Below are 18,846 nucleotides of genomic sequence, written 5' to 3'. Positions count from 1 at the left end.
GATGCGATGGCTTGGGCAGACAGGATCAGACGGCAAGCGGCATGTCTCGCGCTCCTTCTTCTCGTCGCGGTGCCCGCAAGCCATAGCCTCGCAAAGACCTGCACGCCGTCCGGCAGCGAAGCGTCGCGGCTTCAGCGCCAGATCGCATCCAACGTGGCTATGGCGCGCAATCACGCCTGCACCGTCGAAAGCGGCGGCTTTGCCTGCCGGGAAATCGCCGGTCGCATCGCGCAGGCACGCACCGAACTTGCCGCCTTGCCGTCCGCGTGCAAGCCTGTCATCCGCACCGTGCGTGAAGAGAGCAAGCCGAAGCCGAAACGCGTCGTCCGGAAGCCGATCAAGACCGGGACCGAAGCCGTGGCCCCGCTGCCGGCCATGACGGTAGCGGCCCCCGAGACGGTGCCGGCCATCGAGCCGACGGTTGTCGCGGTCCTCGACAACGAGCCGACGACGGGGCTTTTCATGAATGTCAGCCTGCGCGGCACGAAGACGGATATTCCGAGATTTCCGCGCAAGGTGCGCATGGTCGGCCCGGCATTTCTGCCGGAGCTCTGACCGGAAATGCTTTAAAACGGCAGCTTCATGCCGGGCGGGATCGGCAGGCCGGCGGTCAGTTCGCGGGTCTTTTCCGCGGTGATCGCCTCGGCCTTGTACTTGCCGTCCTTATGCGCGGCAACGATGAGATCCTCGAGGATCTCGACATCGTCTTCCTTGAAGAGGGACGGGTCGATCTTAAGGCTCTTCAGAGCACCCTTACCATCCAGCCGGACGGTGACGAGGCCGCCGCCGGAGGTGCCGTCCACTTCGAGAAGAGCGATTTCCTCCTGAAGTTTCTCCATCTTGGCCTGCATTTCCTTGACCTTGCCCATCATACCCATGATGTCGCGCATCGTCCGTCTCCTCTGCTGATCAATTAATGTTCGATATCGTCGCCGGGAAGGATGTCGCCCTCATCGGACTCGGCCACGGCAGCGACCTCGGGCGTTTCGTCCAGCTCGATCTCCGACACCTTGATGCGGACATCGACCATTTTCGATCCGGGAAAGCGGGCGAGGATGGCGGCGACATCGGGGTCCTGGCGCGCATCGTTGAAGCGCTGCTCCTTCGCCGCCGCTTCGGTCTCGACCATGGTCGGCTGGCCGGGCTCGCGGCTCACCGTCACCATCCAGCGGATGCCGGTCCATTCTTCCAGCCGCCGCTGCAGGTCGGTCACCAGCGTCTTCGGCGCATCGTCGTGAACGTTCATCTCCAGCCGGCCAGGCTCGATCCGCACGAGCCGCACGAAATTGCGCACCAGCGTCTTCAGGAGAATGTCGCGGTTCTTCTGGCAGAGATCGACGATATCGGCGACGGAGCGCAGCGGCACGACCGGTTCGGCCGGTGCCGTTTCCGGTTTGATATCGACCTGTCCCCGCTCCTGCACGGGAAGCTCGGCTTCGGGCACGGCGCGCAGCATGGCAGCGCCATTGGCCGTCATCCGCGAGGGCATGACTGGTTCGCCGGCGCGCGCCTGAATGCTGCTCTGGCCCTGCGACGCCACGGACGACGTCGTGCCGTTGCCACCGCCATTGCCGGGGGCCGGCCCGCGCGGCGCTGGACGACCGGCATCGCTGCCCGACATTTCCAGCAGCCGGCGTGCGGCATCTTCCGGGGAGGGGAGATGGGCCGCATGCGTCAGCCGGATCAGCACCATTTCGGCCGCACCCGCCGGACGGGCGGCATTCTCCGTCTCCGGTATGCCCTTCAAGAGCATTTGCCAGATCCGCGATAGGGTGGAGACGGCAACAGCTGCGGAGAATTCCGCGCCGCGCACCCGCTCGACCTCGCTCAGCGACTGGTCGTTGGCAGCTTCTGCCGAAAACTTCAGCTTGGTCACGAGATGCGTGAAATCGGCAAGATCCGTCAGCACGACCGCCGGGCTGGCGCCCGCTTCGTACTGCCATGCGAACTCCTCCAGCGCCGCCTTCACGTCGCCGCGCACCACATGGCCGAAGAGATCGACGATACGGGCGCGATCGGCAAGGCCGAGCATGCTGCGCACCGCGTCGGCTTCAACGATGCCGCCGCCATGGGCGATGGCTTGGTCGAGCAGCGACAGGCCGTCACGGGCCGAGCCTTCGGCGGCGCGCGCGATCATCGCCAGCGCTTCGGCTTGCGCCGTGATGCCTTCCTTGCCGAGAATGGTGGAGAACAGGCCGACCAGATCGGTCGCCGCAATCCGCCGCAGGTCGAACCGCTGGCACCGTGACAGGACGGTGATCGGGACCTTGCGGATTTCGGTCGTCGCGAAGATGAACTTCACGTGCTCAGGCGGCTCTTCGAGCGTCTTCAACAGCCCGTTGAAGGCCTGCGTCGAGAGCATGTGCACTTCGTCGATGATATAGACTTTGTAGCGGGCGGAAACGGGCCGGTAGCGCACCTGCTCGATGATCTCGCGGATGTCGTCGATGCCGGTGTGGGACGCGGCATCCATCTCGATCACATCGACATGCCGGCCTTCCATGATCGCCTGGCAGTGTTCGCCGGGCGTGCGAAGGTCGATCGTCGGCTTGTCGATCTCGTCCGTCTTGTAGTTCAGGGCGCGTGCGAGGATACGGGCGGTGGTCGTCTTGCCGACGCCGCGCACGCCGGTCAGCATATAGGCCTGGGCGATGCGCCCGGTCTCGAACGCATTGGTCAGCGTCCGCACCATTGGCTCCTGCCCCACCATCAGGTCGGAGAAGTCTTTCGGCCGGTACTTGCGAGCAAGCACACGATAGGCCGCCGGCTTCTCGGCCGGGGCGGGCGCTGCGTCAGGAGATGGGATGGTGATGTCGTTCATGCGCCCCGCCGCTGGTTCCGTCTGTCCGGACAGTCGGCAAGCTTTAGACGCGGCAGCGAGCTTGCGAACGGGCGGCCCTGGTCTGATGGTTCAACGTCTCTCGTGAAGACCCTGAGGGTGGGAGGCTGGCACGATGACCCGTGCCGGGCTCGTTGGGGCTGCTTCCTTCCGGACCTGACCCGGTTGGCGAGTGGCTCGTCCACCACCAACCTCCCGACCTTCATATCGGCAATATCGAAACGGAATGCAAGTCGGCCCTTGGAAGAATCTGGCATCCCTGTCAGAACTTGGACAAAGACGACGCATGCCGGGACGACGCATGCCGGAAGGAGGAACCGTGACCCCGTTCGATCTCGACCCGCGCCTTAAGCGCGACAGCGACCTCGTGGCCCATCTCGATCTCTGCCAGCTCCGGCTGAGCCGGGACGCCCGCTGGCCCTGGCTCATCCTCATCCCCGAGCGGAACGCCATCAGCGAAACGTTCGAGCTGTCGCCCGAGGAACAGGCGACGCTGTCGCACGAAACCAACCGCGTCGCCGCCGCGCTGAAACAGGTGACGGGGGCGACAAAGATCAATATCGGCGCGCTGGGCAATATCGTCCGGCAGCTCCATGTCCATATCGTCGCCCGCACCGAGGGGGATGCGAACTGGCCGGGCCCGATCTGGGGCTTCGGCACGGCGGAAGCCTGGGATGCGGCAAAGCGCGACGATGTCCTCAACCGTCTGACGGAATCCCTGACATGACCCACCCCATTTTCGACCTCAAGGGACCCCATCCCGAACCGAGCTCGCTCGTCGCCTTCGCCGAAAACCATCTCGTGCGCGATAGCGAACACCGAAGCGACGATTGCCTGGAAGAGGCGCTGAAGACCGAAGGCGCGCATCTCTTCGCGTTCGCGGAGGGCAAGCTGGTGGTCAAGCATGACGAAAACGTCATCGACCCGCTGTTTGCGCCCTACGAGATCGCCGCTCTTGAGCCCGATCTCGATGCCGCCATCCTTCTCGGCCGGCTGCCATCGGGCGAGCCGCGGATCGCCGTGCCGGTCAACCGGACGGAAGCGACGCTTGAGGAGCCCTTCAAGCTCGCCGACGGCCGCAGCCTCTACCGGCAGGCGATGCTGCCCGACGAACTCCTCGGTCAGTTCGCGCAGGCCGCAAGCCTGATCGCCTGGAACGCCGCCAACCGCTTCTGCGGCAAGTGCGGCAGGCCGATGGAGGCCAAGGGCGGTGGATATCGGCGGGTGTGCACGGCCTGTGGCCATCTCGCATTCCCGCGCACCGACCCCGTCGTCATCATGCTGACGATCGACGTCGAGCGCGATCTCTGCCTGCTCGGCCGCAGCCCGCATTTCCCCGAAGGCATGTATTCCTGCCTTGCCGGCTTCCTGGAGCCGGGGGAGACGATTGAAAATGCCGTGCGCCGCGAGACGCTGGAGGAATCCGGCATCCGCACCGGCCGCGTGCGCTACCATGCCTCGCAACCCTGGCCAATGCCGCACAGCCTGATGATCGGCTGCTACGCGGAAGCACAGTCGAGCGACATCCGCATGGACGATCTGGAACTGGAAGACTGCCGCTGGTTCACCCGTGAGGAAACGCGCGCCATGCTCGCCCGCAATACGGGGCAGGACGCGAGCCGCCACTCCACCCCGCCCAAGGGCGCCATCGCCCACCAGCTGATGCGCGACTGGCTGGACTGGCCGGCCTGACAGAAATGCCAGAGCTGGAAACGAAGGAACCGGCGCGGGCGCCGGTTCTCATCTGTCGATATCGCTTTGAAGAGACGCGTGATCAGAAGTCGCGCTGGAAGCGGATCGTGCCGCCGAAGGCATCGCCATCGCCGCGCTCGCCGTCGAACTTGGTGTAGTTGAATTCCGGCTGCACCTTGAAGTTATCGACGATCATATATTCCATGTTGAGGGCCGTCGCGAGCGTGCCGTCGTCTTCATAGGCGACCTGGCCGTTGATGGACGTCTTGTCGTTGACCGTTGCCGTGAAGCCACCCCAGGCCGCCCAGTCACCGTTCCAGGGCCCGTAATAATTGCGCTGACGGGTGTTGCCCAGGCCCTTGTCGTTGTCCCAGTCGGACTGGTAGCCGGCCATGATGAAGATCTTGAACACGTCGTTGAAGACGACGTCGGCGCGGATCTTGCCGCCGAAGGCATCGGCTTCCGTATCGTAGCCGCCGATGACGAACAGGCCGCCCCAGTCTTCCTGAATGCGGGCGCCAGCCAAGGGATGCGCGCCCTTGTAGTCTTCGGTCGGACGGCCGAGGAAGCCGGTGTCGTAGGTGCCGCCGCCTTCTTCGAGGCCGATGAACGCCGAAAAGCCCTTGTCGCCGCCCCATTGGTAGCTGACCTGATTGGTCCGGCTGCCGGTATAGTCGATGACGTCGTCGTTGATGATGTTGCCGGCCGAATTCAGGAACAGGTCGTAGCGCGAATCATTGACGCCGGCCATGAAGCCGCCGAGCGTGATGAAGCCGGAATTGATGTAGCTCGTCGTCTCGCCGCCGCTGGCTTCCGATCGCATTTCGATGAAGGAGCGCAGCTGGCCGTACTCGGTATCGTTGCGGGCGTCGAGCGTCAGGGTGCCGCGCGTGAAGGGCGACCAGGCCTGATCTTCGCCGTCATAGGGGCTGTCGCCGACATTGTTGTCGAAGCGAACGTAACCGCCGATTTTCAGGCAGGTTTCCGTGCCCGGAATGTAGAAGAAGCCTTCGCCGAAGGCGTCGCAGACACGGACATATTCCATGGCTTCCGGTTCTGCTGCAACGATCGCATCGGCCGCCTGCGCGCCGGCGGTGATGGAAAGAGCGGCCGTCGAGGCCAGGAAAAGCGTTCTGATGATCATGGTAGGCGTCCTCCGGATGCCGCCATTTCCGCGGCTGTCGAAACGAGAGGCAAGCACGGCCTAGCCGCAAATCAGTCACCTCTTTGCCGTACGCAATCACTTTTGCGCGACAAACACTACCCCACAATCTGGTCGCTCCGCCCGTGCGCGAAGGATTTCGCAGCGGCGCGACTTTTATAACACGCGCCGCATCGGGTGCGCCGGATACGAGCCGAGGATCCGGACCTTCTCGGAGAAGAACCGCAGCTCCTCCAGCGCCCGCTTCACGTTCGCATCATCCGGATGTCCGTCGATATCGGCGTAGAACTGCGTCGCGATGAATTTTCCGCCGATCTGGTAGCTCTCCAGCTTCGTCATGTTGATGCCGTTCGTGGCAAAGCCTCCAAGTGCCTTGTAGAGCGCGGCGGGAATGTTGCGCACATTGAAGACGAAGGTGGTGACGATGACGTCGCTCGCCGCATCGCGCCGGATGGGCTTCTCGTCGCGCGAGAGCACGACGAAGCGCGTCACGTTGTTTTCGGTGTCCTCGACGTTCTCGGCAACGATGTCGAGCTTGTAGAGGTTTGCCGCGAGCCGTGGCGCAAGGGCGGCCATGGAGCGGTCGCCGGTCTCGGCCACGAGCTTGGCGGCACCAGCGGTATCCCCGGCCACGACCGGCTTCCAGCCATTGGCCCGCACGATCTTGCGGCATTGGCCGAGCGCATGGATGTGGCTATGCACCGTTCGGATCTCGCTGCGCGACACGCCCGGCAGCACCATCAGCTGAAACCGGATCGGCATGAAATATTCGCCGATGATGTGCAGGCGCGATTCCGGCAGGAGGTGGTGGATATCGGCGACCCGGCCAGCGATGGTGTTCTCGATCGGGATCATCGCAAGGTCCGCCTCGCCGTTCTCGACGGCGAGAAACGCGTCCTCGAAGGTCTGGCAGGGCAGGGGATCCATCGTCGGGAACATGTCCCGCGAGGCCATGTCGGAGTTGGCGCCGTATTCGCCCTGGAACGAGATGCGGTTCGTGACGGGCATCATGATGCGGCTCCTGTACTGGTCGAAAGCAGCCGTCGCGCGGCCTCGAGATCGTCAGGCGTATCGACGCCGAGCGGGATGGAGCTGACGATTTCCACGTCGATGCGCATGCCGGCCTCCAACGCCCGCAGCTGTTCGAGCGATTCGCGCTTTTCGAGCGCCGAGGGCGGCAGGGCGACGAACCGTTCGAGAGCGGAACGGCGGTAGGCATAGAGGCCGATATGGTGATAGAGCGGCCCGGCCCCGTGGGGTGCGGTCGCGCGGGTGAAATACAGCGCCCGCATCCGGCTGTCCGACAGCGTCGCGCCGACGACCTTCACGACATTGGGGTTAGTCTTTTCCGCCTCGTGCACGATCTCGACGGTCAGCGTCGCGATATCCACGGCCGGATCTTCCAGTGGCCGCAGGGCTGCGCGGATGGTCTCCGGCTCGATCGTCGGCAGGTCGCCCTGCACATTGATGACGGTCTCGATCGCGCCGTCCGGGTCGCACAGGGTCAGGGCCTCATAGATGCGGTCGGACCCGGACGGGTGGTCGGTGCGCGTCATCACGGCCTCGAAACCGGCAGCCGTCACGGCATCGAACGTATCCTGGTGATCGACGGCGACGACGATGCGTCCGACCTCGGCATCGCGCGCACGCAGGGCCACCTGCACGATCATCGGCAGCCCGCAGATGTCGGCCAGCGGCTTGCCGGGAAGCCGCGTGGAGGCCATCCGCGCCGGGATCAGCACGAGTGTTCTGGCCAAATTGTCGCTTTTCATGCCGAGCCCTTCAAAACGCACGCGAAAAGTGCCAGAAGTGGTTCGTCCGGCACGGATATCGCTGTTGCAACGCTTGGTCAAAAGACATAGCTTCCGCACGATTTCAAGGTGCCGGGGCAGATTGTTCATATCGGCGGCGCGCGCATATGCTTGAAGCCGGACGCAAGGGGAGGTGTGTTGATGAACTCGCATGTAAACATGGCCGTGGGAGCCTTTCTCGGAACGGTCTTCGTGCTGATGTCCGTATCGATCGCCTCCGAAGGCATTTTCCATTCCGAAGCACCAGAAAAGCCGGGCTTCGCCATCATCGCCGAGGAGACGACGGGCGAAGCGGGAGCGGGTGCTGCCGCCGAAGCCGAGGTCGACATCAAGCCGCTCTTGGCCAGCGCCGATGCGAACGCCGGCGCAGCCGTGTTCAAGAAGTGTGCTGCCTGTCACACCATCGAGAAGGGCGGGCCGAACAAGGTCGGCCCCAATCTCTGGGGTGTCGTCGAACGGCCGATCGCCTTGCATGAGGGCTTTGCCTATTCGGCCGGCATGAAGACCTTCGCCGAAGCCAACAAGACTTGGACCTACGACCACCTGAGCTATTTCGTCGAAGCGCCGAAGAAGCATGTTCCCGGTACCGCCATGGGCTTTGCCGGCGTGAAGAAGCCGGATGAGCGCGCCAACCTCATCGCCTGGCTGCGTGGCCAGGCCGATGCCCCGGTCGCCCTTCCCGAGGCTTCGGCGTCCGCAGCGCCTGCAGCCGCTCCGGCCGAAGGCGCCGCACCCGCCGCTCCTGCTGCTCCCGTTGAAGGTGCCGCACCGGCTGCTCCGGCGCCTGCTGCTCCCGCGAACTGAGCCGGAATATTCTCCAGGCAGATCCTTTCTAAGCCCGGCTCGCGCCGGGCTTTTTCATGTCTGGATGGCGGACGTTTCGCGGGGGTTCAAAGAAGCACGTAGGCCCAGGCGGAGACGGTGACGACGCCGAGGGCGGTGGTCAGCGTGATGGTCGAGGATGCAAGGCCGTGGCCCACGTTGAAGTGGTTTGCGATCAGCCAGGCATTGACGCCCGTGGGGACGGCGGAGGTCAGCACCAGCGCTGCCGTCCAGTCGCGGTCGAGGCCGAGCAGATGGCTGGCACCGAAGACGCAGGCGGGCAGCACCACGAGCTTCAGCGCGCTGGTGAAGGCTGCAAGGCCGAGATTGCCCGAGAGGCCGTATTTGTCGAGCGCCATCCCGATGGAGATCAGCGCGGCGGGGCCGGCGACCGCCGCGGTCTGGTCGATGGCGATCTTGAGCGGTCCCGACAGCGGCAGGTTCGCCACATGCATCAGCGCACCGCACACCAGCCCGATCACCAGAGGGTTGCGCACGAGGTTCCGCAGGATGCCGCGGGCGAGCGCCAGCGGGCTCTGCGCCACGCCGCCATTGGTCTTGCGCTCCGCACGCTCCATGAGGATCGTGCCGGCGATCATCATCACCGGAAGATGAACCGAGATGAGGATGGACAGCGCGACGACGCCGGCATCGCCCACATTGCGTGAGACGAGCGGCAGGCCGATGAAGATCGTGTTGGCGAAGGCCGAGGAGACACCGGCAAGGACGCCGATGCGCCGGTCTCGCCCGAAGCCGAGCGTGGCGACGAGATGGCCGAGCGTCCAGACGACCGCGACGCCGGAGAAATAGGCGACCCATAGCGGCCAGGGCGAGCCCCCGGTGAAATCCGCCGTCGCGATGGTGCGAAACAGCAGGATGGGCACGGAAACCTTGAAGACGAAGTCGCCGAGCGCATCGCCCACGGCCGGCTTCAGATAGCCCGTGCGCACGATCACCCAGCCGGCAAAGATGAGAACGAAGAGGGGAAGGACATTGATCAGGACGTCGGACATGAGGCTCTCCGTGCCTCTACCGCATAGACTGCTTCGCACGCGCTCCGCAACCTTTCCGTTTGCGACGCAATGCCAGCGTAAGTTTCGACTGTCATAATACGGACCGGTACCCGCAATGGAGGGATTGGACATGGCGGTCAGCGAAAAATGGTGGCAACAACCCGTTTTGCTCGAATTGGACGGCATCGGAGATTATCGCGCCGTTCGCAATACGCGGGAGGCGGCGGAGGTCCTGCTCGACAGATGGCCGACCCATGAGGGCGTTGCCTACAAGGCCGCCATCCGGATGTGCCGCTATGTGCTCAACGGCGAACAACCCGCCGACTACGCGCGCGAGGATTTCATCGCCGCCGCGGTCGAGGCCTACATTCATGTCGATGAGAGCCGTCCTTCAGCCTCTTGACGCCTGCGGTCGCGCCCGGTGTTGGCACCCGGCCAACCACACGGCACATGATGGAACATCCAAGGATACTCGGCGTTTGCACATCAACTAAAACGCTGATCGGCAATAGGCTCCGGCAGGGGCCAAAAGCGGGAAGCGGCCAGCAAGCAACGAGGGATGCGGGCATGCCGATGGACAAGCAAATGTATTGCCGACGCGACGACGAGCCCCACCTGCGGGACGACGATCTCGCGGGCAAGGTCGCCCGGTACATCCAGTATGTCGCGCTGGTGGATACGGCCCACCTCAACGTCATCGCCATTGGACGAACCATCATCCTCTCCGGCTCGGTCGCCAACGAGGCGGAAGTGGGCTGCGTCGAGCAGGCCGCGGCGTCCGTAATCGGTGTCCATCTTGTCGAGAACAACGTCACCGTCCGCCGCCACTGAGCATTCCCCAAGCTCTCAAAGCGTGGCTAGAACGCATCCCGGATATGGACCGGCCAGCGCCACGGCCTGATGGCCATGATGTCGTAGCGAATGGAAAGGCGATCCGCGTCTCTCTGTTTTTGAAGCCAGAGGTCGCTCGCCCCGCGAATGCGTGCCTTCGACTGCTCGCTAACCGCAAAGATCGCCGTATCGACGGTTGCGCGCGCTTTCACCTCGACGCAAGCGATGAGATTGCCACGCCGGGCGATGATATCGATCTCGCCGAGCTTCGTGCGGTGGCGGAAGGCCACGATCCGGTAGCCGCGCATCATGAGCGCCAAGGCAGCGAAATATTCCGCAAGCGCGCCCTTTCGAACCGCCTGCAAGCGCCGCCGGTCTGCCGTTCCCGTCACGGCTGCTCTTTCAGCGCCAGAAGCCGGTCGTAAAGCGTTCGCCGGTTGAGGCCCGTCACTTTCGCCGCCTCGGTTGCTGCCTTGCCGGCCGGCAGTTCAGCCGACAGACGGGTCAGCAGCGCATCCACATCCCGCTCGTCCGGTGCCGCCTCTTCCGGTGGCGGGCCGATGACCAGCACGATCTCACCTTTTACGACAATATCGCCGCCATAGTGATCGGCGAGCGCGCCGAGCGTTCCCCGCCGGAATTCCTCGTAGGTTTTGGTCAGTTCGCGGCAGACGACGGCAGCGCGCTCCCGGCCGAGCGTTTCCGCCGCCCCCACCAGTGTCGCGCCGATCCGGTGCGGCGATTCGAAGAAGATGAGCGTCGCCGGTACGCGGGCGAGTTCGGCCAGCCTGTCGCGGCGCGCCTTGTCCTTGGAGGGCAGGAATCCGGCAAACAGGAAAGCCTCGTTGGAAAGGCCGGAGCCGACCAGGGCGGCCAGCGGCGCGGAGGGTCCGGGAAGCGGCACCACCCGATGCCCCGCCTCGATGGCCGTCTGGGCAAGCCGGTAGCCGGGATCGGAAACCAGCGGCGTGCCCGCATCCGAGACGAGCGCGACCGAACGGCCCGCATCGAGCGCGGCGATCAGCCGGGGGCCGGCCTCGTTGGCATTGTGCTCGTGATAGGCATAGGGCCGGTTGGTAATGCCGTAGCGATCCAGCAGAACGCGGGTGACGCGGGTGTCTTCACAGGCCAGCACATCCGCGCCTGCCAGCGTTTCCAGCGCCCGCAAGGTGATGTCGCCGAGATTGCCGATGGGCGTCGCCACCAGATACAGCGCCGGCTCGATCGGCCGCGCTTCCACGATCGTGTCGTGGACGCGATAGCTGCGCGGCCGTGTGCCGGCATCCGGTGCCGCATCCCGTTCTGTTGTCTTGTCCTTCATGCCGTCTTTATGGGCGAGCCGGCTCCTGCCTGCAAGCCGGTGCGCTGAACGATAATGGTGGGTAGTTCGGCTTCAGGGTCGGCTTGGCTCTTGCACTTCGCCACAGTGTAGTGCCATTTTGCGCGTCCATATCCACGCCGCCCTTCGGCCGCCCGCGGCCCGGTGGCCGAGGCGTTCAAGAGTTCATGCCGGGAAGCGTCTTCCGGTCCTGATGGAAAGCGACAGCATCACATGCGCATTACGATCGAGCGGTCCAATCTTCTCAAATCGCTGAACCATGTCCACCGGGTCGTCGAGCGCCGGAACACCATTCCGATCCTGTCGAACGTGCTGCTGCGGGCCGAAGGCGAAAGCCTCGACATGAAGGCGACCGACCTCGATCTCGAAATCACCGAGGCGACGCCCGCCCAGGTCGAGCAGCCGGGCGCCACCACCGTGCCGGCCCACCTTCTCTATGACATCGTGCGCAAGCTGTCGGACGGTTCGGAAGTGCGGCTTTCGACCAATGCCGAGGGCACGGCGATGACCGTTGCCTCCGGCCGCTCGAAATTCTCGCTCCAGTGCCTGCCGCAGTCGGATTTCCCGGATCTGAACGCCGGCACCTTTACGCACAAGTTCACGATGAAGGCGACCGATCTGAAGATGCTGATCGATCGCACGCAGTTCGCAATCTCCACGGAAGAGACGCGCTACTACCTGAACGGCATCTACATCCACACGATCGAAAGCAAGGGCGACCTGAAGCTGCGCGCCGTGGCGACCGACGGTCACCGCCTCGCGCGCGCCGATCTGGAGGCGCCGTCCGGCTCCGAAGGCATGCCGGGCATCATCATTCCCCGCAAAACGGTGGGCGAGCTGCAGAAGCTGGTGGATCAGCCCGACGCAACCGTGACGCTGGAAATCTCCGACGCCAAGATCCGGATGAGCATCGGCTCGATCGTCATGACGTCGAAGCTGATCGACGGCACGTTCCCGGATTACCAGCGGGTCATCCCGGCCAACAATGAGAAGGAACTGCGGATCGACTGCCAGTCCTTCGCGCAGGCCGTCGATCGCGTCTCCACGATCTCCTCCGAGCGCGGCCGCGCCGTCAAGCTCGCGCTCGCCGATGGGCAGCTGACGCTGACCGTCAACAATCCCGACAGCGGCAGCGCGACGGAAGAGCTGCCGGTCGGCTACGACAACGAGCCGCTCGAAATTGGCTTCAACGCCAAATACCTCCTCGACATCACGGCCCAACTCTCCGGAACGGAAGCCGTCTTCATGCTCGCGGATGCGGGTTCGCCCACCCTCGTGCGCGACCTTGCCGGTGAAGATGCGCTGTATGTGCTGATGCCGATGCGGGTGTAGTCTACACCTGCTGCGTCAGGCCATATCTCCATCGAAAGCCGGGCCGTTTACCTCTGGCGGATGATCGTGCCGATGGCGTTGACGACCAGGCGTGACGCCGTCAACGCCGAGATGCCCCCAATGTCGGCCGGCGGAAAAAGCTCGACTAGATCGAACCCGACGAGCCGGCCACGCGTGCCGACGCCGGCGATGATGTCGATCACCTGCGTATAGGTCAGCCCGCCCGGCGACGGCGCAGCAACGCCCGGCATCATGCTCGGGTCGAGACCGTCGCAATCCACCGTCATGACGACCCTTGCTCCCTCCGGGATATGCCGAAGGGCTGCCGCGACACCGTCGGCGTGAACCTGCCGTGCGGTAACGAGGTTGCTGCCGAAGCGCAGCGCATCTTCGACCTCGACACGGCGCGCACTGCCGATACCCCGCATGCCGACCTGAACGATGCCTGCGACATGAGGCATCTCGCTCGCCCGCCGCATGGGGCTTGAATAGCCGTATCGCTCACCGTGCAGGGTGTCTCGCCAGTCAATATGAGCATCGATCTGGACGATCCATATCGGCCCTGCGTCCGCAAAGCCCGAGAGGAACGGAATCACCACGGAATCGTCGCCGCCGAGAAGAATCGGAACGGCACCCGTTGCGAGAACCTCCCGTGTCGTCGCTTCGATACGTGCCCGGTTGCCCGCATTATCCTCCATCCGGGTCGGCACGTTCCCGAGATCGACGCAGCAATGCGCGCCTTCCTCGAAGAGCGGGCTACCAAGATCGAAATCCCAATGTTCGATCAGGCCAGCATCCTCCTGGCTTGCGGCCCGAATGGCGTCCGCGGCGAGCGCATATCCGCTGCTGTCTTTGCCCGCATAGGTGCTTCCGTGCCCTGCACCGAAGACGGCGGCGATGGGCTTGGTGTCCTGAGGAAGGCGATCCGGAAAGCTGAGGAAGGAAGATGCACCGTTCATTCTGGAGCTCCGTGCTGTTTCGAGCAGCAGTCTACACGCTGGCCACCCTTCTCGCAGCCAATGTTCGGATCGCGTCAGGCATGTCGGCTAGGCTTAAAGTTAACAACGAAATGACGCAAAGAGAACGGTTTTTGTCGCCTAGGGTTTTTGAATGCGGTATGACAGCGAACGCTCAAGCAGCGAGTCGGAGTGGAGACGAGTATGAATTTGCGTTTGAAAGAGCGTTTCGGCAAGAAATTCGATGAGGAAATCCGGTTCTTCAAGGGCTGGCGCAGCAACATGAAGGCCGTCGGTGCGATCACGCCGACCTCGTCGATTGCGGCACGGCGGATGGCGAGCGTCATCGATACGGGCTCCGGTCTTCCGGTCCTCGAACTCGGGCCCGGCACGGGCGTGATCACCAAGGCGATCCTCGATCATGGCGTGGCGCCCGAGCAGCTCGTTTCGGTCGAATATTCGAGCGATTTCTACAATCAGCTCCTGAAGCGCTTTCCCACGGTCGAGTTCATCAACGGCGATGCCTTCAATCTCGGAACGACGCTCGGCCGCCGTGCCAGCGACCAGTTCGATTGCGTCATCTGCGCCGTGCCGCTCCTCACCATCCCGATGCATCGTCGCGTCGCGCTGATCGAGGATCTTCTGACGCGGGTGCCCGTCGGTCGCCCGGTGGTGCAGATTTCCTATGGCCCGCGCTCGCCGGTCGCCAATATGCCGGACCGGTTCCGCACCGAACAGCTCGACTTCATCATGCGCAACATCCCGCCGGCACGGCTCTGGATCTACCGCAAGACCCACTGAGGCCCTCATGTTCGGTCTCTATATCAGCCACCCCGAGGTCGCGATCGATCCGGACGTGCCGATCCCGCGCTGGGGGCTCTCCGAAAAGGGTCGCCAGCGTGCTCGGACTGCCGCCGCCTCCGGCTGGGCACGCCGTATCGGTCGCATCGTCTCCTCGGACGAGACGAAGGCGCTGGAGACGGCGGCCATTTTTGCCGAAGCGTCGGGCGTGTCGGTCGAGGTGCTGGCGAACGCCGGCGAGAACGACCGCTCGGCGACAGGCTTCCTGCCGCCGGCAGAGTTCGAGGCGGCAGCGGACAGCTTCTTTGCCGAGCCGGCCGTGAGCTTCCGCGGCTGGGAAACGGCGGATGACGCGCAGGCCCGCATCGTTCGCACGGTCACGGCCGTGCTCGACGCGCATGATCCCTCGATCCCGATCGCCTTTATCGGCCATGGCGGCGTCGGCACGTTGATCTACTGTCATCTCTCCGGCACTCCCATTTCGCGGGTGCACGACCAGGGTCCGGGTGGCGGCGGCAATCTCTTCGCGTTTCCTCTCGGCACCGGACTTGGCGATGCCGGCGACACGGCTTTTTCCCTTGCCCGCAGGCGTCCGGTGTGCAAGTGGACCCGCATCGAGGACTGGCAGGGGTGGACGGATGGCTGAGGCAGCGCGCGACAGGTTGATCATCGGCCTCGACGTTCCCACGGTCGCCGAGGCGCAAGGCATCGTCGATGCCATCGGCGACGACGGCCAGTTCTACAAGATCGGCTACCAGCTGGTCTTTGCCGGCGGTCTCGACTTTGCACGAGACCTCGCCGCATCGGGCAAGAAGATCTTCCTCGACATGAAGCTTCTCGACATCGACAACACGGTCGCCAAGGGCGTGGAAAACATCGCGCGCATGGGCATGACCATGCTGACGCTGCACGCCTATCCGAAAGCCATGGCCGCTGCGGTCGAAGCGGCGAAGGGCTCCGGCCTCTGCCTGCTCGGCGTGACCGTGCTGACCTCGATGGATGCGGACGATCTGACGGCCGCCGGCTATGCCGACGATCCCCGCGCGCTCGTGCTGCGCCGGGCAGCGCAGGCCCGCGAAGCCGGGATGGGCGGCATCGTCTGTTCCGCCGAGGAGGCCGCGATCGTCCGCGAGGTCGTGGGTCCGGATCTCGCCGTGGTCACGCCCGGCATCCGGCCCGCGGGGGCAGACAAGGGCGACCAGAAGCGGGTGATGACCCCGTTCGATGCGATCTCGGCCGGTGCGAGCCACCTCGTCGTCGGGCGACCGATCGTCAAGGCGGAAGATCCGCGCGCGGCAACGCGCGCCATCCTCGACGATATGCGCCGCGCGGCATGGCCGAGCAACGACTGACCGTTTCAACACCGCACGTTTCAAGAAGGAGATCGCCATGGCCAAGGGATACTGGATCGCCCGCGTCGATGTTCGCGATGCCGAGCGCTACAAGGATTACGTCTCAGCGGCCAAGCCCGCCTTCGAGGCATACGGCGCCGTCTTCCTCGCGCGCGGCGGACCGGTGGAAAAGCTGGAAGGCGACATCCGGGCGCGCAATGTGATCATCGAGTTCCCTTCGATGGAGGCCGCCGTCGCCTGCTACAATTCGCCGGAATACCAGATCGCCGCGGCCATCCGCCAAGAAGTTGCCAATGCCGACATGCTGGTGGTCGAAGGCGTCTGAGCCGCGCTTCCCGTCTGCGACATGTTGCGCCGCATGATACCTTCCCGTACGAGGCAGGGTAAGCTATATCGCATGACTGATCATGCCTGAAAAACACCGGAGCGCCGTTCCATGACCCTGTCCAATCTTCCCCCGCTCGTCACCGTCTTCGGCGGATCGGGATTCGTCGGGAGGCACGTGGTGCGCGCGCTTGCTCGGCGCGGTTTCCGCATCCGGGTCGCCGTGCGCCGCCCGGATCTGGCGGGCTTCCTGCAGCCGCTCGGCAATGTCGGCCAGATCTCCTTCGTCCAGGCGAACCTGCGCTATCGCCAGTCGGTCGATGCGGCCGTTCAGGGCAGCGATCACGTCGTCAACTGCGTCGGCATCCTGTTCGAGGCCGGCCGTAACACGTTCGATGCCGTGCAGGATTTCGGCGCACGTGCTGTGGCCGAGGCCGCGCGCAGCGTCGGTGCGTCGCTCACCCACGTCTCCGCGATCGGTGCCGATGCCGGCAGCGGGTCCATCTACGCCCAGTCGAAGGCGAAGGCCGAAAAGGCTGTGATGGAAATCAAGCCGGATGCGGTCATCCTACGCCCCTCGATCGTCTTCGGTCCGGAAGACGGCTTCTTCAACAAGTTTGCCCAGATGTCGCGCTTTTCGCCGGCCCTGCCGCTGGTCGGCGGCGGCAAGACCGCGTTCCAGCCGGTCTATGTCGCGGATGTCGCGGAAGCTGTCGCGAAGGCGGTCGAAGGCAAGGTCGAGAAGGGCCGGATCTACGAACTCGGTGGTCCGGAAGTGCTGACCTTCCGCCAGTGTCTCGAAATCATGCTGAAGGCGATCGATCGCAAGCGCGCGCTCGTCACGCTGCCCTTCGGTGCCGCATCCCTCATCGGCAGCATCGCCTCCATGGTGCCGCTCATCGCACCGCCGCTGACGTCGGATCAGGTGACGCTGCTGAAGAGCGACAACGTCGTCTCGTCGGCGGCCGAAGCGGAGGGCCGCACCTTCAAGGCGTTCGGCATCGAACCGACGCTGGTCGAGGCGATCATCCCGAGCTACCTCGTCCGCTACCGGCCGCAGGGCCAGTACACCCGCTCCGGCAAGGCTGCCTGAGCGCTGACGAACGACAGAATGAACCAGCCGCCGGCTTATCACCGGCGGCTTTCGTTTGTCCGGGCGAGGCGGCGTTGCAGTTCTGCCGCACTGCACATTTGCCGTCGGCCTTTACCGGCGATTCAACATGTTGCGTTATTGCTTGTGCCGGTGCTGGAGCATAGACAGCAGCCGCGTGCCTTTGTCAGGATCAGGGCACGCCATTCCGACATCTCGAAAGGCTAGAGAGTAAATGGGTAAGTCGATCGCAATCTTCTTTGCGTGCGCGGCATTGGTCATCGTTGCAGGCTCGTTTGCCGCTCCGAAGACCGTGGCAGGCAGCCACGATAACTGTGCGCCGGCTTATGGCGTCGATCCTTGCACGACCTCGTCGATCGGTCTCGTTTCCGGTCGCTGACGTCGTCTTGTAGCCGTGATGTTTCATCGGCTGGCGATATGAATTTCTAAGCGTATGGCGGGGGCCAGGAAACCGCATGCAGACCGTGATCCGGCTGCATGCGGTTTTTTCTTGTTGAAGCGTCAGCCGAAAACGGTGAGGCCGATGAGGCCGACCGTGCCGACGACGATGCGCCAGATGGCGAACGGGGCAAAGCCGCGGCTGGACACGAAGGCGAGCAGCGAGCGCACCACGAGCAGCGCCGAGACGAAGGCGGCGATGAAGCCGACCGCGATCAGCGAGGCATCGTTGAAATCCAGAACGTCGCGATTTTTGTAGAGATCCAGAACCGTCGCACCGAGCATGGTGGGGATGGCGAGGAAGAACGAGAATTCGGCGGCCGAGCGCTTGTCGGTGCCCATCAGCAGCGAGCCGGCAATGGTCGCGCCGGAGCGGGACGTGCCGGGGATCATGGCGAGGCACTGGAACAGACCGATCTTCAGCGCCAGCGCCGGCGTGTAGTCCATCATGTCGTGGTAGCGCGGCTTCAGCGGCATGCGATCGATTGCATAGAGAATGATGCCGCCGACGATGAGCATGACGCAGATCAGCTTCGGGGTATCGAACAGCACGTTCTTGATGAAGTCATGAGCGAGAAACCCGATAACCGCCGCCGGCAGGAAGGCGAGCAGGATGAGAAGCACGAAGCGCCGCGCCTTGGGATCGCTGGGCAGCGCGATCAGGATCGACCAGAGCCGCTGGAAATAGACGGTCAGGATGGCGAGGATCGCGCCGAGCTGGATGATGATCTCGAAGGTCTTCCCCTTCGACTCAAAGCCCAGAAAATGGCCTGCCAGCAGGATATGCGCCGTGGAGGACACGGGAATGAACTCGGTCAGGCCTTCGATAAGGCCCAGAATGAGCGCACTGAAGATCGAATGTTCGGGCATGAGGTAAAGTTTCCTTTAAGCAAAGGAGTTTAAGGGTTCAAGAACCGGGGGAGGGCCGATTCGCTTGAGTTCGGGAAAGCTTGCTTCTATAGCTGCGACGAGCGCTGTCTTATAGCTGCCTTCTCTCTGCCATTGCCAGACGAAACCGCGCCC

At 64.0% G+C, this 18,846-nt stretch carries 22 protein-coding genes and 1 other RNA gene; 12 read left to right on the top strand and 11 right to left on the bottom strand.

Annotated features, from left to right (window positions below):
* Positions 1–6 precede the first annotated feature (6 nt).
* Positions 7–555 carry a hypothetical protein gene (locus C8J33_RS11030; protein WP_132664213.1) on the top strand — a complete coding sequence of 183 codons (549 nt, stop codon included), beginning with the start codon at positions 7–9 and terminating at the stop codon, positions 553–555.
* 11 nt (positions 556–566) lie between these two features.
* Here the strand turns inward: C8J33_RS11030 and C8J33_RS11025 are convergent, their stop codons facing one another.
* The 3 genes from C8J33_RS11025 to ffs form a co-directional block, all read right to left on the bottom strand.
* The gene (locus C8J33_RS11025; protein ID WP_132664211.1) at positions 567–890 is read right to left on the bottom strand and encodes a YbaB/EbfC family nucleoid-associated protein; all 324 of its coding nucleotides are present in this window, start codon (positions 888–890) and stop codon (positions 567–569) included.
* A 23-nt stretch (positions 891–913) separates the two neighbouring features.
* A complete protein-coding gene (locus tag C8J33_RS11020; RefSeq protein WP_422038108.1) occupies positions 914–2,812 on the bottom strand; it encodes a DNA polymerase III subunit gamma/tau in 1,899 nt (632 codons plus the stop codon).
* Between the two features lie 126 nt (positions 2,813–2,938).
* Positions 2,939–3,035, bottom strand: an RNA gene (gene ffs / locus C8J33_RS11015) — signal recognition particle sRNA small type.
* A gap of 123 nt (positions 3,036–3,158) precedes the next feature.
* Between ffs and C8J33_RS11010 the strand changes: the two genes are divergently transcribed.
* Both C8J33_RS11010 and nudC read left to right on the top strand, forming a co-directional pair.
* Complete coding sequence (locus tag C8J33_RS11010; RefSeq protein ID WP_207904016.1) at positions 3,159–3,566, top strand: HIT family protein; 408 nt, start codon at positions 3,159–3,161, stop codon at positions 3,564–3,566.
* Positions 3,563–4,531 carry an NAD(+) diphosphatase gene (nudC, locus tag C8J33_RS11005; protein WP_132664205.1) on the top strand — a complete coding sequence of 323 codons (969 nt, stop codon included), beginning with the start codon at positions 3,563–3,565 and terminating at the stop codon, positions 4,529–4,531. The genes C8J33_RS11010 and nudC overlap by 4 nt, the downstream gene beginning before the upstream one ends.
* An 82-nt stretch (positions 4,532–4,613) precedes the next feature.
* Here nudC and C8J33_RS11000 read toward each other — a convergent pair whose 3' ends face one another.
* From C8J33_RS11000 to C8J33_RS10990, 3 genes are all read right to left on the bottom strand, one after another.
* Complete coding sequence (locus C8J33_RS11000; RefSeq protein ID WP_132664203.1) at positions 4,614–5,675, bottom strand: porin; 1,062 nt, start codon at positions 5,673–5,675, stop codon at positions 4,614–4,616.
* Positions 5,676–5,849: 174 nt separating this feature from the next.
* A complete protein-coding gene (locus tag C8J33_RS10995; protein WP_132664201.1) occupies positions 5,850–6,704 on the bottom strand; it encodes a prephenate dehydratase in 855 nt (284 codons plus the stop codon).
* Complete coding sequence (locus tag C8J33_RS10990) at positions 6,701–7,465, bottom strand: 3-deoxy-manno-octulosonate cytidylyltransferase (RefSeq protein ID WP_132664199.1); 765 nt, start codon at positions 7,463–7,465, stop codon at positions 6,701–6,703. The genes C8J33_RS10995 and C8J33_RS10990 overlap by 4 nt, the downstream gene beginning before the upstream one ends.
* A 180-nt stretch (positions 7,466–7,645) precedes the next feature.
* On the opposite strand from C8J33_RS10990, the gene C8J33_RS10985 reads away from it, so the two are divergent.
* The gene (locus C8J33_RS10985) at positions 7,646–8,308 is read left to right on the top strand and encodes a c-type cytochrome (protein ID WP_132664197.1); all 663 of its coding nucleotides are present in this window, start codon (positions 7,646–7,648) and stop codon (positions 8,306–8,308) included.
* An 86-nt stretch (positions 8,309–8,394) separates the two neighbouring features.
* Here the strand turns inward: C8J33_RS10985 and C8J33_RS10980 are convergent, their stop codons facing one another.
* Positions 8,395–9,339 (bottom strand): AEC family transporter, encoded by a 945-nt coding sequence (locus tag C8J33_RS10980; RefSeq protein WP_110733103.1) that lies wholly within the window; start codon positions 9,337–9,339, stop codon positions 8,395–8,397.
* Positions 9,340–9,469: 130 nt separating this feature from the next.
* On the opposite strand from C8J33_RS10980, the gene C8J33_RS10975 reads away from it, so the two are divergent.
* Together C8J33_RS10975 and C8J33_RS10970 are read left to right on the top strand one after the other, a co-directional pair.
* A complete protein-coding gene (locus C8J33_RS10975; protein ID WP_110727393.1) occupies positions 9,470–9,742 on the top strand; it encodes a DUF982 domain-containing protein in 273 nt (90 codons plus the stop codon).
* Between the two features lie 164 nt (positions 9,743–9,906).
* Positions 9,907–10,170 (top strand): BON domain-containing protein, encoded by a 264-nt coding sequence (locus tag C8J33_RS10970; RefSeq protein WP_245507108.1) that lies wholly within the window; start codon positions 9,907–9,909, stop codon positions 10,168–10,170.
* A gap of 26 nt (positions 10,171–10,196) precedes the next feature.
* On the opposite strand, the gene C8J33_RS10965 is transcribed toward C8J33_RS10970, so the two are convergent.
* Entirely contained in the window at positions 10,197–10,562 is a 366-nt protein-coding gene (locus tag C8J33_RS10965; protein WP_132664195.1) for a YraN family protein, read from the bottom strand.
* A complete protein-coding gene (gene rsmI, locus C8J33_RS10960; RefSeq protein WP_132664193.1) occupies positions 10,559–11,491 on the bottom strand; it encodes a 16S rRNA (cytidine(1402)-2'-O)-methyltransferase in 933 nt (310 codons plus the stop codon). Before rsmI ends, C8J33_RS10965 begins: the two co-directional genes overlap by 4 nt.
* A gap of 231 nt (positions 11,492–11,722) precedes the next feature.
* Between rsmI and dnaN the strand changes: the two genes are divergently transcribed.
* Positions 11,723–12,841 carry a DNA polymerase III subunit beta gene (dnaN, locus tag C8J33_RS10955; protein WP_092931645.1) on the top strand — a complete coding sequence of 373 codons (1,119 nt, stop codon included), beginning with the start codon at positions 11,723–11,725 and terminating at the stop codon, positions 12,839–12,841.
* Between the two features lie 47 nt (positions 12,842–12,888).
* Here the strand turns inward: dnaN and C8J33_RS10950 are convergent, their stop codons facing one another.
* Entirely contained in the window at positions 12,889–13,800 is a 912-nt protein-coding gene (locus C8J33_RS10950; RefSeq protein ID WP_132664191.1) for an arginase family protein, read from the bottom strand.
* Between the two features lie 201 nt (positions 13,801–14,001).
* Here C8J33_RS10950 and pmtA point away from each other — a divergent pair, with 201 nt between their 5' ends.
* From pmtA to C8J33_RS10925, 5 genes are all read left to right on the top strand, one after another.
* The gene (gene pmtA, locus C8J33_RS10945) at positions 14,002–14,598 is read left to right on the top strand and encodes a phospholipid N-methyltransferase PmtA (RefSeq protein WP_132664189.1); all 597 of its coding nucleotides are present in this window, start codon (positions 14,002–14,004) and stop codon (positions 14,596–14,598) included.
* Positions 14,599–14,605: 7 nt separating this feature from the next.
* Entirely contained in the window at positions 14,606–15,244 is a 639-nt protein-coding gene (locus C8J33_RS10940) for a histidine phosphatase family protein (RefSeq protein WP_132664187.1), read from the top strand.
* Positions 15,237–15,950, top strand: coding sequence for an orotidine-5'-phosphate decarboxylase (gene pyrF / locus C8J33_RS10935; RefSeq protein WP_132664185.1), 714 nt, complete (start codon positions 15,237–15,239; stop codon positions 15,948–15,950). The genes C8J33_RS10940 and pyrF overlap by 8 nt, the downstream gene beginning before the upstream one ends.
* A 37-nt stretch (positions 15,951–15,987) precedes the next feature.
* A complete protein-coding gene (locus C8J33_RS10930; protein WP_132445811.1) occupies positions 15,988–16,275 on the top strand; it encodes a DUF1330 domain-containing protein in 288 nt (95 codons plus the stop codon).
* 111 nt (positions 16,276–16,386) lie between these two features.
* Complete coding sequence (locus C8J33_RS10925; protein ID WP_132664183.1) at positions 16,387–17,367, top strand: complex I NDUFA9 subunit family protein; 981 nt, start codon at positions 16,387–16,389, stop codon at positions 17,365–17,367.
* A 519-nt stretch (positions 17,368–17,886) separates the two neighbouring features.
* On the opposite strand, the gene C8J33_RS10915 is transcribed toward C8J33_RS10925, so the two are convergent.
* A complete protein-coding gene (locus C8J33_RS10915; protein WP_132664181.1) occupies positions 17,887–18,693 on the bottom strand; it encodes an undecaprenyl-diphosphate phosphatase in 807 nt (268 codons plus the stop codon).
* Positions 18,694–18,846: the final 153 nt, after the last annotated feature.

This window comes from Rhizobium sp. PP-CC-3G-465, from assembly GCF_004343445.1.
In the GTDB taxonomy this organism is placed as follows: domain Bacteria; phylum Pseudomonadota; class Alphaproteobacteria; order Rhizobiales; family Rhizobiaceae; genus Ferranicluibacter; species Ferranicluibacter rubi.
This window is presented reverse-complemented; position numbering and strand designations above follow the sequence as displayed.